The following is a 13,835-nucleotide window of genomic DNA, read 5'->3' as shown; positions in this document are numbered from 1 at the left end:
CGTGGCACTCATCGCAACCGCGGCACCCGCGGTACGGCCCGCCGGCAGGGGCACCCTCCTTCACGGGTGGGCCGGCCACTGGCCGCTGCTCCCGCTGGTCCTGGCCGTGCTGCTGCTGGCCGTACCCGACGACGGCGCGGGAGCCGGAGCCGTGTTCGGGGTACCTGCGCCCGATCTCCTCTCCGGTGTCGCCGTCCTCGTGTGCGCGGGCCGTCTGCTGTACGTGCGCCGGCGTCCGCTGACCGTCGCGGCCGCCCTCGTCCTCGGTCTGCCGGCCGCGGGACTCGCCCTGGCCACCGTGACGGCCGCGGACCCCGCGGCGGCACTCCCGGGCCTCGCCCGGTACCTCCAGATCTTCGTCCTCGTACCCGCGGCGGTCCTGCTCCTGGTCCGGAACGCGCAGGGCTTCAGGGTCGTCGCCGGTTCGCTCGTCCTGCTGGCGGTCGTCCAGGGAGCGACGGGCGTCCACCAGTACGTCACGGGCTCGGGCGCCTCGTACATGGGTGAGGACATCCGCGCGGTGGGCACGTTCGGCCCCAGCGACGTGATGGGGATGGCCACGGTGGTCGCCTACGGACTGCTCGCCGCCGTCGCGTACGCGCTGCGCACTCCTGCGGGCACGCCCGCCTGGCTGAAGCCGTGGGCCCCCGTGACGGCGGCGCTGCTCGTCGTCCCGCTCACCCTCTCCTTCAGCCGGGGCGCGTGGATCGCCACGGCGGCGGGAGCGCTCACCGTGATCGCGCTGACGGGCGCCCGCCAGGCCGTCCGGGCCCTGGCCGTCCTGGCGGCCGCGGGAACCGTGCTCGTCGGCGGATTCGGCGTCGGGTCCGAGATGATCTCGCAGCGGCTCACGAGCATCACCCAGGTGACGAGCGCGCCGGACCGGTCGGTCAACGACCGCTACGCCATGTGGGCCGCCGCCACGGACATGTGGCGCGAGCGGCCCGCGACCGGCGTCGGGCTCAAGGGCTTCCCCGCGCACCGCGACGCACACGCCTCGATCGGACTCTCGGCGGGCAGCGACACCGCGGGGGCGGGACAGGCGTTCCGCAAGCAGCCGCTGCTCTCCCCCCACAACATGTACCTGCTGGTCCTCAGCGAGCAGGGACTCATCGGCTTCACCGCGCTGGTCGGCTCCTGGGCCGCCCTCCTGGTCGGCGGGGTGCGCAGGCTGGTGCGCGCCCGGGCCCGGGGCTCCGCCGCCGTCGACTGCGGGCTCGCCGCCGTCGGGCTGATGACCTGGCAGACCGTCGACTTCCTGTACGCGGACATCGGGGGCCCGTCCACCGTACTCACCGGGATCGTGCTGGGCCTCGCCGCGTGGTGGGCCCTGGCCGCTCCGGAGAGGACGACCACCGCGTGAGCGCGACCACCACGGACGCCGCCGGAGAGGCGCCGGACACCACGGCGTCCGTCCACGGGAGCCCGGCCCGTCCCGGGCGGTTCCTCGCCCGTGCGGCGGGGGGCGCCGCGGGACTGACCGTGATCGCCGCGCTGCTGGGACTCGTCCGTGACCAGGCGGTCGCCCGGCTCTTCGGTGCCAGTCACGACAGCGACGCCTTCCTGATCGCGTGGACCGTCCCGGAGATGGCGGCCACCCTGCTGATCGAGGACGGCATGGCCCTCCTGCTCGTGCCCGCGTTCAGCCTGGCCCTGACCAGGCGTGCCGCGGGCGGGCACGTGACGGACCCCGTACGGGCGCTGGTGGCGGACACCCTTCCACGGCTGTTCGCCGCCCTGGCCTGCGCGGGCGCGCTGCTCGTCCTGGGTGCGCCCTGGGCCGTCGCCGTGCTGGCGCCCGGGCTCGACGATCCGCGGCTCGCGGTGGACTGCACCCGTCTGACGGCCGTCACGGTGCTCACCTTCGGGGTCACCGGATACTTCAGCGCGGCTCTGCGGGCGCACGGGCGGTTCCTCGCACCGGCCGGCGTCTACATCGCGTACAACATCGGCATCATCGCCGTGACGCTGGTGCTGCACTCGGTCTGGGGGGTGCGGGCGGCCGCCGCCGGGGTCGCCTTCGGCAGTCTGCTGATGATCCTCACCCTGCTGCCCGCGTTCGTACGGCTGCTGCCGCGGCGGGGCCCGGTCCGGCGGCGCGGGGAGCGGTCCGCGCTGCTCGGCGCGACGGTCCTGGCGCCTGTCGTCCTGTTCGTGGTGAGCCGTCAGTCGCAGGTCCTCGTCGAGCGGTTCCTCGCCTCGTCCCTGCCGGACGGCGCCATCTCGCACCTCAACTACGCTCAGAAGGTCGCGCAGCTGCCCATGGTGCTGTCCATGATGATCTGCACGGTGACCTTTCCGGTGGTGGCCAGGGCCATGGCGTCCGGCGACCGGGAGGGCGCCCGGCGGCGGGTCGAACGTGACCTCGCCCTCGCCGGGACCGTGGTGCTGCTGGGCACCGCGACGGTCCTCGGCTGCGCGCCGCAGATCGTCGAGGTCCTCTTCCAGCGCGGGGCGTTCGACGCCGCCGACACCGCGGCCACGGCCGGTGTGATGCGGGTCTACGCGCTCGGGCTCCTGGGCCACACGCTGGTCGGCGCCCTGTGCAGGCCCTACTTCTCCGCCGGCCGGCCCACCTGGTACCCGCTGGGCGCGATGTCGGCGGGACTGCTGGTGACCACGGGGGCCGGGATGGCCCTGGCCGGCCCGTTCGGCGTCGACGGCATCGCGGCGGCGAACGCCGTGGGCATCAGCACGGCCGCCCTGCTGATGCTGCTGGGGCTGCGCGGGCGGGCCGTGCCCGTCCGGACAGGGGCCGTGGCCCTGTCGCTCCTCCGCCCTGCCGCAGCGGCGGCGGTCGCCGCCGGTGCGGCAGGCCTCGCCACCGACCTGGTGAGCGGCCCCCTGGCCGGTCTCGCCGCGGGGTGCCTCGCCGTCCTCGCGGCCTTCCTCCTCACCGCTCTCGCGCTCCGCGCTCCCGAAGCCGTCCATCTGCTGGCACTCGTCCGACGGAGGTTCTCCCATGGCCGCTGACACCTCGGCACCCCGTGCCCTCGTACCCCCTCCGCGCGCTCATCCGTGGATCCTCACGTACCACTCCGTGAGCGATCCCACCGACGATCCCTACGGCATCACGGTCTCCGCCGATCGCCTGGACGAGCAGCTGACCCGGCTGCGCCGCCGGGGCCTGACCGGGGTGGGGATCACCGCGCTGCTCCGCGCGCGGAGTGCCGGCGAGCGCGGGCTCGTCGGCCTGACGTTCGACGACGGATACGCGGACTTCGTCGACGAGGCGCTTCCCGTCCTCCTCGCCCACGGCTGCGGTGCCACGGTGTTCGTGCTGCCCGGGCGGCCGGGCGGCTCCAACGTCTGGGACCCCCTCGGTCCGCGCAGACCGCTGCTGACGGAGGAGGGAGTCCGGACCGCCGCCGCGGCGGGCATGGAGATCGGCTCGCACGGCATGCTCCACCGCGATCTGACCACGCTCTCCGACGACGAGCTGCGCCAGGAGACGCACGGCAGCCGGGACGCGCTGCGCCGCATCACCGGGCACGAACCGGCCGGCTTCTGCTATCCGTACGGCACGGCCGACCGGCGGGTCGTCGAGTCCGTGCGGGACGCGGGGTACCTCTACGGCTGCGCACTCGTCCCCGGCCCGCTGTCGGGGCCGCACGCACTGCCCCGCACGCACGTCAGCCAGGCCGACCGGGGCGCCCGACTGCGGGTCAAGGAGGTACGGCACCGGCTGCGCGAGCACCGCCTCACCGCGCCGTGGCGGGGTGACGCCCGGTGAGAGCGCTGCACGTCATCACCGGTCTCGGCGTGGGGGGCGCCGAGCAGCAGCTGCGGCTGATGTTGCGTCACCTTCCCGTGTCATGCGACGTGGTGACGCTCACCAATCCGGGAGCGGTCGCCGAGGGGCTGCGCGCGGACGGCGTCCGCGTCCATCACCTGGGCATGCGCGGCAACCGCGACCTGGCGGCGGTGCCCAGGCTGGCCCGGCTGATCCGCCGCGGAGCGTACGACCTGGTGCACACCCACCTGTACCGGGCGTGTGTCTACGGCCGGATCGCGGCCCGCCTGGCCGGTACCCCCGTGGTCGCGACGGAGCATTCGCTGGGACGTGCGGAGATCGAGGGGCGTCCGCTCACCCGCGCCACCCGGGAGCTCTACCTGCGCACCGAGCGGCTGGGCGCGGCGACGGTCGCCGTCTCCGACACGGTCGCCGGACGGCTGCGTGACTGGGGCGTTCCCGCCGCCCGGATCCACACCGTGCCGAACGGCATCGACGCGGCCGCCTTCCGCCACGACGAGGGGCGACGGCGCTCCACGCGGGCGCTGCTGGGGATTCCGGACGGCGCCTTCGTGGTGGGCGGGGTGGGCAGACTTGTCCCGGGGAAGCGCTTCGACCTGCTGATCCGCGCGGTCTCCGCGCTTCCCGACACCTGGCTCGTCCTGGCCGGGGAAGGTCCGGAAGCCGCCCCGCTGCGCGCCCTGGCGGCGCGGCTCGGGGTGGGGGGCCGCGTCCGCCTCCTCGGGGAGTGCGGATCCTCGGACGCGGTCCCCGGCGTCCCCGCGGTCCTCGGCGCCGTCGACGTGTTCGTGTCCGCCTCCCGGGAGGAGACGTTCGGCCTGGCGGCCGTCGAGGCACTCGCGGCGGGACTGCCCGTGCTGTACGCGGTCTGCCCCGCCGTCGAGGACCTACCGGCGGGCCTCGCGCCCGGCGCGCGCCGCATCGGGTATTCCTCGGACACAGCCGACCCCGCAGCCGGACTGACGGCGGCGCTGAGGCACCGGATGGAGGGCGGCACCCGCCGGCTGCCGCCCCCGCCGGCCGTGGACCACTACGACATCGGACGCAGCAGCCGGCGGCTCATGGACGTCTACGCACAAGCCATCGACACAGAACCCTCGACCGGGAGAGCACACTGATGACCGAGTCCCCCGCGCAGCCGTCCGTCTCCGGACGGTTCCGCAGGCTCCGCCCCGCATCCGTACGCCCCAGCTGGTGGCCACTGCCCGCCTGCGTCCTGCTCGGGGCGGCCTGCGGATTCTCGTACGGCATGCTCGCCACGCCCCAGTACACGGCCACCAGTTACGCGATGGTCACCGCGGGCAAGACCGTCGACCCCGCGGCCGCCCTGGGATACGCGCAGTCGTACGGCCGTCTGGCCACCAGCGACGCGACCCTCTCGTACGCCAGGGGGGCGGCGGGCGAGCCGGTGCGTGAACTGCGCACGCACGTGCTGTCGGAGACGTCCCCGGACTCGCCGATGATCGCCGTCACCGGCACGTCGGACGATCCGGACCGTGCCGCGGACATCGCCAACGCCGTCACCGAGGCCGTGGTCGTCAGCAGCGGGCACGTGGCCAAGGACACCGGTGTGAAGCTGATCAAGTTCTCGCACGCGGTGCCACCGGGTGATCCCGTGTCCCCGTCCGTGCCCCTGGGCGCGGCAGTGGGTGCGAGCGCGGGCGGACTGGTCGGCGGACTGATCCTGCTCGTCCGCCCCCGCCCCGGACGCAGGGACACCACCGCGGCGGTGCCCGCCCCCGCCCAGGGCGGCGCCGCCGCGCCGGCCGACGAGAAGGAGCTCGTGGGATGAACACCGACCGCCGACGGCTCACCGTCACGCTCTGCCGGGATCTCGCGGAGTTCACGGACCTCGCCGCGGAGTGGGACGCCCTGCACCGCCGCTGCCCGACCGCCACCCCTTTCCAGAGCCACGCGTGGCTCCGCTCGTGGTGGCTCTCCTACGGAGTGCCGGGCCGGCTCCGCGTCCTGCTGGCACGACGGAACGGGCGGCTGATCGGGGCGGCGCCGCTGATGCTCGTGCACCGTCCGATGCCCCTGCTCATGCCGGTCGGCGGGGCGATCTCCGATTTCTTCGACATTCTGGTGGACGGCGAGGACACCCCCGCGGCCGTGACGGCCCTGGAGCGGGGACTCCACCGCGCCGCCTCCCACACGGTCGTCGATCTGCGGGAGGTACGGCCCGACGCGTCGGCCCAACTGCTGTTCGACGGCTGGGCCGGGGTGCGGAGCAGGCTGACCGACTCGACCTGCATGGAACTGCCCGCCGAGCCGATCGACGCCCTCATCGGGCGGATGGGCGGCTCGCGGGCCCAGCGGTCCCGGGCGAAGCTCCGCAAGATCGACTCGCTGGGCATCGAGTGCCGCGAGGCATCGGTCCACCGGGTGGCGGGTGCGATCGGCAACCTGCTGCACCTGCACGAGCTGCAGTGGCTCGGCAGGGGGGTCAACCCGGAGCACCTGCGTCCCCGGTTCGGAGCGCACCTGGTGCGCTCCGCACGGCGGATGGTGCGTGACGGGGAGGCCACGGTCAGGGAGTTCGTGCTCGACGGTGAGGTGGTGGCGGCAGACCTGTCCCTCGGCTCGGCGCAGCTCACCGGCGCCTATCTGTACGGCGTCGATCCCCGGCTGCGGGAACGCAAGGTGGACGTCTCGTCGATGCTGCTGCGGGAGATCGCACGCGAGGCGTCGGGATCGGGGCGCGGCGTGCTGAGCCTTCTGCGGGGCGCGGAGCAGTACAAGAACAACTGGGCTCCGGTGGCCGTCGTCAACCAGCGCCTGCTGCTCGCCCGTTCGGCGCTGGAGCCGATGCTCCGTCTGCGCGAGGGACAGCTGGCGGTGCGCGACCTGGCGGCGGAGACCGTGAAGGCCCGCTTCCCGGCCGCCCGGGACTGGCGCGCCCGTCTGAGCGAGCTCCCGGTGACCGGCTTCGCCCTCGTCAGCCGGAGTTGATCCTAGATGATTACTTTTGCGGCGATCCGTTACCGTCTGTCGACTCCCGCGTTGTCAGTGCATACCGGCCGCACCCCCCGCGGCCGGTCTCGAATCCTCAAGGAGAACTGATGTCGCGTATCTCGAAGGTGGCCGCTGTCGTGGCAGGTACCGGTGCCCTGGTCGCCGGCGGTGCCGGCATGGCCGTCGCCGACGCCGGCGCGGGCGCCGTGGCCGCCGGCTCCCCCGGTGTCCTTTCGGGCAACGTCATCCAGGTGCCCGTGCACGTCCCGGTCAACGTCTGCGGCAACACGGTCAACGTGATCGCCCTGCTGAACCCGGCCTTCGGCAACACCTGCGCCAACGTCTCGGACCACCACGAGGTCGAGGCCGAGCACCACGACGACGCCAAGGCCGAGGGTGACTACGGCTACGGCCACTGATCTCACTGACGGGACCTGCCGGGCCCCCTCCCTCCGCGTCGGTGCGGAGCGAGGGGGCCCGGCCGCGTCAGGCGCGGGACCGGCCGCCGCTCACACGTACCGGTAGAGGCGGGAGTGGTCCATGAGCTGGGAGGGCGGCACGTCCCAGGGCGGCATCGGGCGGTCGTACGGGAAGATCCTGTCCTGCTCCGGGTGGTCGGCCGCCAGTGCGCCGGCCGGCAGGTAGCGCGAGCGGGGGTGCGCCCTCTGCCAGCGCGTCCAGAGCAGGTCGATGAAGGCGTGGTGCAGCCAGAAGACCGGGTCGTCGGGAGACGCCGCGCCGGCCATGGACCCGCCGATCCAGTTGTGGACCCGGTTGTGGTTGGCGACATCGCGTGACCCCCTGATGCCCCAGCCCTCGATCCTGTTGCGGAAACCGCGGGTGCTGACGCTGTTCCAGGGCTCGGCGTCGTAGAGGGGGTCCTTCAGCGCCCGGTCCACCTCCGCCGCACCGGGCAGGGTGACCGGAGACGACGGGCGGCCGAAGTTCCGGCGCAGAAAGGGTTCATCGGTGACCCCGGCGCTGATCCGCCAGTTGCCCCGCCGGTAGGCGAAGGGACCCGTCATGACCTGGCGGTCCCCCGGCCTGCCGTTGCCTCCCAGGAGATCGTCCCCCCACAGGGACGCGCTCGGCGTGTTGTCGCGAGTCCAGTCCCAGTAGGGGATCGACACGCGGGAGTCCACACCCCGCAGCGCCTGCTCGAACTCCAGGAGGTATCTGCGGTGCCAGGGGAAGAAGGACGGGGTCATGTGGGCGGGACGCGGCCTGTCCTCGGCGTCGGACACGTAGAACTCGCGGTGTGTCCGTACGAATTCGTCGTAGTGCCCCGAGCGTTTGAGCTCCAGGATCGCGTCCACGAGACGCTTCTTCTCCGTGCGGGTGAGGTCGCGCTGATTCTTGCGGCTGTACACCAGGCTCGTCCGTCCTCCGGGGTCAGATGGCGTGCGGGGGCGCCGCGGACAGCTGGGCGGCACCGATCTCGTCGACCGCCGCGCGAGCCGTCTCGAGCAGCGTGGGATACGACTCGTAGTGGGTGACGGCACTGAGGTAGCTGCCGTCCGCGCGGCGCATCACGTGCAGGGGGTGGCCGTCGATGCTGACGTCGGCCTCGGCCGCCGCGGTCGGCGCACCCGCCGCGGCGGCCTGCGGCCCTGCCCCGGCGGGAACCACGGGAGTGATCCCACCACGGATGTCGCGCCCCTTGTACAGCTCGGAGAAGCGCTCGGGCCCCACGGCGGCCCGCCGGTTGCCCGCTCCGGCTCCCTCCTCCCGCAGGAGCACGGGGGCGAGCGCCCCGCCGGTGCCGGCGAGGACGGCCGCGGTGAAAGCGGTCCGCAGGACCGCGCGGCGGGCCGGCCCCGCCGGCTCCCCGCTCGTGCGGGTGTTCGGGTTCATGGTGGGAGTACCTGCCTCTCGTCCGCCTCCGCGAGGTGCCGCGCACACATGGGCGACGAGACGCGCGGGGAACGGTTCTCGTGGATCGGAACGCGCCCGGCCGGTCCTCACGGGCCCACGGGCCGCTGCCCGCCGCCCGGCCTGCTGTCGGATACGTCCCATTACACCCTGCGCGGGGCGGGCCTCCGGCTCGCGACTCGCCTCGGGTGCGTGCCCGGCCGGACGGCCCTCCGCGCGTACCGCGACCGTGGGAATTGTCCGGCTGCTCCGGCCGTGTCGGCCGCTCGGAGGGGGCCACCGGGCCAGCATGGCCGTCCGAACTCCCGGAGGTTGGACATGAACGCGCCGACGCAGGCACCCACGGACCACGTGCGAGGGGCGGCGGGAGCCGACCTCGCCGACCCGGCGTTCTGGAGGCTTCCGCGGTCCCGGCGGCTGTCGGAGTTCGCCCGGCTCCGGGAACTCGGCACCCCGGTCCGCTTCACACCGGGCACGGGGTCGCGCACCCCGTTCCACGTCCTCGTGAGGCACGCCGACGTGCGGGCGGCCAGCCGGCAGCCGCAGCTCTTCGCGAGCGCCCCCGGAGCCACCACCCCCGAACCGGCGCCCTGGGCCAAGGCCCTGTTCGGCAACTCCATGGTGAACATGGACGGCGCCGGGCACGCGGGGCTGCGCAGGACCATCTCGCGCGCCTTCACACCGAGGCTGCTCGCCGCGGCCGAGGACAACATCTCCGCCGTCGCCGCGCGCCTGGTGGACGAGATGGCGGCGGAAGGTCCCGGGGACTTCATGCGGTCGGCGGCCTCCCGCATGCCCTTCGAGGTCATCTGCGACCTGATGGGCATCCCCGCCCGCCACCGCACCGGCATCCTCGAACGGATCGACCACGCGTCGGAGTACGTGGGGGTCCAGCGCCGCGGCCGGGCGCGGCTGCGCGTGCCCGGGCGCGGTCTGCGCTCCCTGGCCCGTATGCAGTTCGAGGTGGCGGGCATCGCCCGGGAGCGGCGCCGGGTCCCCGCGGACGACGTGATCTCGGCGCTCGTGCGCGCCGACGTCGAGGGGCGGGCACTGTCCTCCCGCGAGCTCGGCGCGTTCTTCTCGCTGCTCCTCGTGGCCGGTGTGGAGACCACACGGAACGCGATCGCCCACGGGCTGGTCCTGCTGACGGAGCACCCGGAGCAGCGAGCGCTCCTGCGGTCCGACTTCGAACGGTACGCCGACGGCGCCGTCGACGAGATCGTCCGCCACTCGACGCCCATCATCCAGTTCCGCCGCACGGTCGCCGCCGAGTGCGAACTGGGAGGGCGCACCTTTCTGCCCGGGGAGAAGGCCATGCTCCTTTACGCGTCGGCGAACCGGGACGGGTCGGTCTTCGCGGATCCCGACGCCTTCGACATCACCCGGTCGCCGAACCCGCACCTGGGATACGGGGGCGGCGGGCCCCACCACTGCCTGGGTGCGCATCTGGCGAAACTGGAGATGAAGGCGCTGTTCCGCGAAATGTTCGAACGGCTCGGAGACGTACGGTCGGTGGGCGAGCCGGGGCTGATCGACTCGAATTTCGACAATCGCGTCGGCACTCTTCCCTTCACCTTCTGATGTGTCACCCGAACGGTCCGATCGCAGCGGACGCGCGTCGCGAATGGGCTATTCCGGAGTGGTCCCGCAGGCCGTTGTTGAATCTTTCTCCTTAATGTCGTCATGGTCGGATACAGGCCGTAATCCAAGGAGGAACCGTGCCCTCACAGCGCCGTCTCATCAATTTCGGCATCGGTGCGACCGCGTTCGGCCTCCTCGTGAGCGGCGCGGTCCTCGTCGACCACGACGGCGCGGACACGGAGGCCGGCAAGGGCTCCGCGCGGAGCGCGGCTGACCCGGCGGGAACGACCGCCATCGGGGCGTACCTGCACTACGGGCCCCGCGGTGTGCAGCGGATGGCGGAGCTGTCGCGGTGGCTCGGCGGCACGGAACTGCGGGTCGGGCACAGCTATCTGCCGGGCGACGTGTGGCAGAACATCGAGGGACGGCCCGGTTTCCTCGCCTACTGGGCCGCGTGGCGGCGCGCGGACGCGGACCGGATGTTCGTCCTCAACACGCCCATGATGGAGCGGAACGAGGACCGCGTCTCCGACAGTGAGGTGCGGCGCCTGCTGCGGGCCGGGGTGAACGGGTCGTACGACGAGTACTTCCGCAAGCTGGCCGAGCGCCTGGTCCTGCTGGGCGTCCCGGACACCGTGCTCGTCCTGGGCTGGGAGATGAACGGCACCACCTACACGCACCGCTGCGGCCCGGACCCCGTGGCGTGGAAGGCGTACTGGAAGCGCATCGTCACCACGATGCGGTCCGTGCCGGGCCAGAAGTTCCGTTTCGACTTCGCGCCGAGCCGGGGACGGGACGCGGTGCCCTGGACCGAGTGCTATCCGGGTGACGACGTCGTGGACATCATCGGCATGGACTCCTACGACCAGCCGCCCGCCCGTACGTTCGACGAGCAGGTCAGCGAACCCTACGGGCTCCAGAAGCAGGTCGACTTCGCGGCCGAGCACGGCAAGCCGATCTCCTTCCCGGAGTGGGGGCTGTTCCGCAACGGCGACAATCCCGCGTACATGCGCCGCATGCTGGAGTGGATGGATCTGCACAAGCCGGTCTACCAGACGATCACCGACTACTGCCCGCACGGGGTGTGGCAGTGCTCGGAGAACCCCCTGTCCTCGGCGGTGTTCCGGGAGAAGCTGAGCGGCCTCCCGAACGCCGAGCCCTCCCTGCCCGCGCCCGACCCGAGCGGAACTCCGGCCGTGCCGAAGCCGGACAAGCCCACACCGACCCTTCCCGTACCGGACACCAACGCGGACGAGTGGTGCGTCAGCATTCCGCTGAGCGACTGGTTCGGCCAGTGGCTGACGGACCGGAAGTTCTGCGTACGCCGCTGAGGACCGCCCCCGGCAGGGGGCGGACGGCCCGGACCGGTGATCGAGGGAGCACGACATGCGGGTGGCTGTGGCGGGCGGGACCGGCCTGGTGGGACGACTGGTCGTCGGGAAACTCGCGGCGTCGGGACACGAGCCGGTCGTCCTGTCCCGTTCTCGGGGCGTGGACCTCGTCCGGGGCACCGGACTCGGCGGGGCCCTGTCCGGCGTGGACGTGGTCGTCGACGTGAGCAACGTGACGACGCTCAGCAGGCGCAGGGCGGTCGCGTTCTTCGACTCGGCCGGCCGCAACCTGCTGGACGCGGCCGCGGGTGCCGGGGTGCGCCACCACGTGGCGCTGTCGATCGTCGGCGTCGACCGCGTCGGCCACGGCTACTACGCGGGCAAGCTGCGCCAGGAGGAGGTCGTTGCGGAGGGCCGGGTTCCCTGGACCGTGCTCCGGGCGACGCAGTTCCACGAGTTCGTCGGCCAGACCCTCCAGCAGATGCCCGGGCGGATCGCCGTGGTGCCGCGGATGACCACTCAGCCGGTGGCGGCGCGGGAGGTGGCCGGGCATCTGGTGGAACTGGCGCTCGCTCCCCCGCGGGGGATGGCGCCGGAACTCGCCGGACCGAGGGTGGAGCAACTCGTGGACCTGGTGCACCGGCTGCTCGCCGCCCGCCGGGAGCGCCGCCTGGTGGTGCCTCTGCGGCTGCCGGGCGCGGTGGGCGCCTCGATGCGGGGCGACGGCCAGCTGCCCCGGGAGGACGGGCCGAGGGGCTCGGAGACCTTCGACGAGTGGCTCGCCCGGACCGGTGGGCGGCAGGGGTGACCTCGCGCGGCGGCACCCGTCCGCCGCTCACCAACCGGTCCACAGCAGATGGTTGATCAGCAGGGCGACGGCGGCCTGGGCTGCCAGCCAGCCACGCCGGTCGTGGGCCGGCAGCAGGGCGGCGGCCGGGATCAGCCAGACCATGAAGGGCTGCCAGATGCGCTCCGTCTCGGCCTTGCTCATCCCCGAGAGGTCCGCGACGGCGAGCGCGAGCAGTGCGGCGACGACGACACACGCCAGGCGCTGAGCGGGTGTCACCGTGCCGGAGCGCAGACCGCGTACGGCTGCGGGGGCCGACGCCACGGCCCGGCGCAGGCCCGCGACGGTCGCGAGTCCCGCCGCGAGTGTGGCGCAGGCGAGGTTCGCCCAGACCCAGTAGCCGTAGGGGCGGGTTCCGCCGGCTCCCTGGTAGTACCGCTCCACCAGCAGGTGGTAGGCCTCCCACCAGTTGAAGCCCGCCAGTGTGAAGGCCACGGGGGCGACCAGCGCGCCGAGCACCAGGGGGCCGAGAGGGCGGGCCGCACGAGCGAGGACGAGGACCGCCGCCAGGAGTGCCACGAGGAGAGTCAGGCCGTAACTCAGGTAGCAGGTCAGCCCGAACAGCAGTCCTGAGCCGAGTGCGGCCGCTGCCGGGTGCCGGGCCGTGCGGGTCGCCGCGACGGCCAGCAGTGCCACGGACCAGGCCGCGACGGCGGCGAAGTAGCCGTCGGCCGAGGTGCCCGTCCAGACGGCGAAGGGGGCCAGGACGAGGAACGGGGAGGCGCGCCGTGCGAGGTCCTCGCCCGTCAGTGCCCGCAGCGCGACCATGACGGCGACCGCGGCGGAGCCTCCGAGCACGATGCACCACATGCCCGCCCAGGCACCGCCTCCGAGGCCGGCCCGGTCCAGGCCGACGAAGGTGAGGGTGGCGCCCGGCGGGTGTCCGGCGACGTGCGCGGGCCAGTTGCCGGGGGGCCCGATCACGATGTGGTCGGTGAATCCGCGCAGCGCGGCGCCGATGTCGTCGAACCGGTCGATCACGCGCAGGTATTCGTGCTTGGTGGTCAGCCGTCGCTCGACCCCGCGGTACCAGCCCTCGATGAGGGCGAGCGAGAGGATCCATCCCACCGAAGCGGCCCAGCAGGCGAGGAGCAGGCCGCGCCAGGGCATGCGGGCGGCGACCCGGGGGCCGCAGGTGATGACCGCGGCGGCGACGGCCAGCGCGGCTGGGGTGCCGGGGCCGATGTGCGGGTCCCAGGACGCCAGCAGGGGTGGCCAGTGGACCTGCAGGCTGCCGTCACCCTCCTGGATCACCCAACCGACTCCTATGGCCACGGCCACCAGCAGAGCTCCCGCCGCGGCGGCGGTCAGGTCCCGGCGACGCCCAGCGGGAGCGGCCGGGGCGGTGGGCACGGCGGGTCCGGTCGGCCCGGCGGGATCGGCGGTACGGGTCGGGGCACTGCGTTCCTCGGTCGTCACGCACGCACGCTACGCATCGACGGGCTCCGCAGGGCGGTGCGACGCCGCCACGTCACAGATCCGTCAGATCCGCCGC

Annotated in this window: 13 protein-coding genes; 10 read left to right on the top strand and 3 right to left on the bottom strand. The window is 73.3% G+C overall.

Annotation, left to right across the window (positions count from 1 at the left end; genetic code table 11):
* Window position 1 precedes the first annotated feature (1 nt).
* The 7 genes from ACFYY2_RS08545 to ACFYY2_RS08515 all read left to right on the top strand — a co-directional run bounded on the left by ACFYY2_RS08545 (window position 2) and on the right by ACFYY2_RS08515 (window position 7,128).
* The gene (locus ACFYY2_RS08545) at window positions 2-1,363 is read left to right on the top strand and encodes an O-antigen ligase family protein (RefSeq protein WP_388738894.1); all 1,362 of its coding nucleotides are present in this window, start codon (window positions 2-4) and stop codon (window positions 1,361-1,363) included.
* Window positions 1,360-2,973, top strand: a complete 1,614-nt coding sequence (locus tag ACFYY2_RS08540; protein WP_388738892.1) for a lipid II flippase MurJ — start codon at window positions 1,360-1,362, stop codon at window positions 2,971-2,973. The genes ACFYY2_RS08545 and ACFYY2_RS08540 overlap by 4 nt, the downstream gene beginning before the upstream one ends.
* Window positions 2,963-3,733 (top strand): polysaccharide deacetylase family protein, encoded by a 771-nt coding sequence (locus ACFYY2_RS08535; RefSeq protein ID WP_388738890.1) that lies wholly within the window; start codon window positions 2,963-2,965, stop codon window positions 3,731-3,733. Before ACFYY2_RS08540 ends, ACFYY2_RS08535 begins: the two co-directional genes overlap by 11 nt.
* Window positions 3,730-4,872, top strand: coding sequence for a glycosyltransferase (locus ACFYY2_RS08530; protein WP_388738888.1), 1,143 nt, complete (start codon window positions 3,730-3,732; stop codon window positions 4,870-4,872). The genes ACFYY2_RS08535 and ACFYY2_RS08530 overlap by 4 nt, the downstream gene beginning before the upstream one ends.
* Entirely contained in the window at window positions 4,872-5,546 is a 675-nt protein-coding gene (locus ACFYY2_RS08525) for a YveK family protein (protein WP_388738886.1), read from the top strand. The genes ACFYY2_RS08530 and ACFYY2_RS08525 overlap by 1 nt, the downstream gene beginning before the upstream one ends.
* Window positions 5,543-6,706 (top strand): GNAT family N-acetyltransferase, encoded by a 1,164-nt coding sequence (locus tag ACFYY2_RS08520; RefSeq protein WP_388738883.1) that lies wholly within the window; start codon window positions 5,543-5,545, stop codon window positions 6,704-6,706. Before ACFYY2_RS08525 ends, ACFYY2_RS08520 begins: the two co-directional genes overlap by 4 nt.
* A gap of 110 nt (window positions 6,707-6,816) precedes the next feature.
* The gene (locus tag ACFYY2_RS08515) at window positions 6,817-7,128 is read left to right on the top strand and encodes a chaplin (protein ID WP_388738880.1); all 312 of its coding nucleotides are present in this window, start codon (window positions 6,817-6,819) and stop codon (window positions 7,126-7,128) included.
* 90 nt (window positions 7,129-7,218) lie between these two features.
* Here the strand turns inward: ACFYY2_RS08515 and ACFYY2_RS08510 are convergent, their stop codons facing one another.
* Both ACFYY2_RS08510 and ACFYY2_RS08505 read right to left on the bottom strand, forming a co-directional pair.
* Complete coding sequence (locus ACFYY2_RS08510; RefSeq protein WP_388738877.1) at window positions 7,219-8,079, bottom strand: tyrosinase family protein; 861 nt, start codon at window positions 8,077-8,079, stop codon at window positions 7,219-7,221.
* Window positions 8,080-8,101: 22 nt separating this feature from the next.
* On the bottom strand, window positions 8,102-8,563 hold the full coding sequence (locus ACFYY2_RS08505) for a tyrosinase family oxidase copper chaperone (protein ID WP_388738874.1): 462 nt from the start codon (window positions 8,561-8,563) through the stop codon (window positions 8,102-8,104).
* Between the two features lie 336 nt (window positions 8,564-8,899).
* On the opposite strand from ACFYY2_RS08505, the gene ACFYY2_RS08500 reads away from it, so the two are divergent.
* The 3 genes from ACFYY2_RS08500 (at window position 8,900) to ACFYY2_RS08490 (ending at window position 12,301) form a co-directional block, all read left to right on the top strand.
* Complete coding sequence (locus ACFYY2_RS08500; protein ID WP_388738871.1) at window positions 8,900-10,162, top strand: cytochrome P450; 1,263 nt, start codon at window positions 8,900-8,902, stop codon at window positions 10,160-10,162.
* Between the two features lie 137 nt (window positions 10,163-10,299).
* A complete protein-coding gene (locus tag ACFYY2_RS08495) occupies window positions 10,300-11,493 on the top strand; it encodes a glycoside hydrolase family 26 protein (RefSeq protein ID WP_388738868.1) in 1,194 nt (397 codons plus the stop codon).
* Window positions 11,494-11,548: 55 nt separating this feature from the next.
* Window positions 11,549-12,301 (top strand): SDR family oxidoreductase, encoded by a 753-nt coding sequence (locus ACFYY2_RS08490; protein ID WP_388738866.1) that lies wholly within the window; start codon window positions 11,549-11,551, stop codon window positions 12,299-12,301.
* A 27-nt stretch (window positions 12,302-12,328) separates the two neighbouring features.
* Here ACFYY2_RS08490 and ACFYY2_RS08485 read toward each other — a convergent pair whose 3' ends face one another.
* Entirely contained in the window at window positions 12,329-13,759 is a 1,431-nt protein-coding gene (locus ACFYY2_RS08485) for a hypothetical protein (protein WP_388738863.1), read from the bottom strand.
* Window positions 13,760-13,835 lie beyond the last annotated feature (76 nt).

It is taken from the genome of Streptomyces sp. NPDC001822 (assembly GCF_042892135.1).
In the GTDB taxonomy this organism is placed as follows: Bacteria; Actinomycetota; Actinomycetes; order Streptomycetales; family Streptomycetaceae; genus Streptomyces.
This window is presented reverse-complemented; position numbering and strand designations above follow the sequence as displayed.

What these genes read in the sequence shown, in the direction of transcription:
- ACFYY2_RS08535 (WP_388738890.1), top strand. Translation starts at nt 2,963, where the DNA reads ATGGCCGCTGACACCTCGGCACCCCGTGCCCTCGTACCCCCTCCGCGC.
- ACFYY2_RS08515 (WP_388738880.1), top strand. Translation starts at nt 6,817, where the DNA reads ATGTCGCGTATCTCGAAGGTGGCCGCTGTCGTGGCAGGTACCGGTGCC.
- ACFYY2_RS08500 (WP_388738871.1), top strand. Translation starts at nt 8,900, where the DNA reads ATGAACGCGCCGACGCAGGCACCCACGGACCACGTGCGAGGGGCGGCG.
- ACFYY2_RS08525 (WP_388738886.1), top strand. Translation starts at nt 4,872, where the DNA reads ATGACCGAGTCCCCCGCGCAGCCGTCCGTCTCCGGACGGTTCCGCAGG.
- ACFYY2_RS08505 (WP_388738874.1), bottom strand. Translation starts at nt 8,563, where the DNA reads ATGAACCCGAACACCCGCACGAGCGGGGAGCCGGCGGGGCCGGCCCGC.
- ACFYY2_RS08490 (WP_388738866.1), top strand. Translation starts at nt 11,549, where the DNA reads ATGCGGGTGGCTGTGGCGGGCGGGACCGGCCTGGTGGGACGACTGGTC.
- ACFYY2_RS08520 (WP_388738883.1), top strand. Translation starts at nt 5,543, where the DNA reads ATGAACACCGACCGCCGACGGCTCACCGTCACGCTCTGCCGGGATCTC.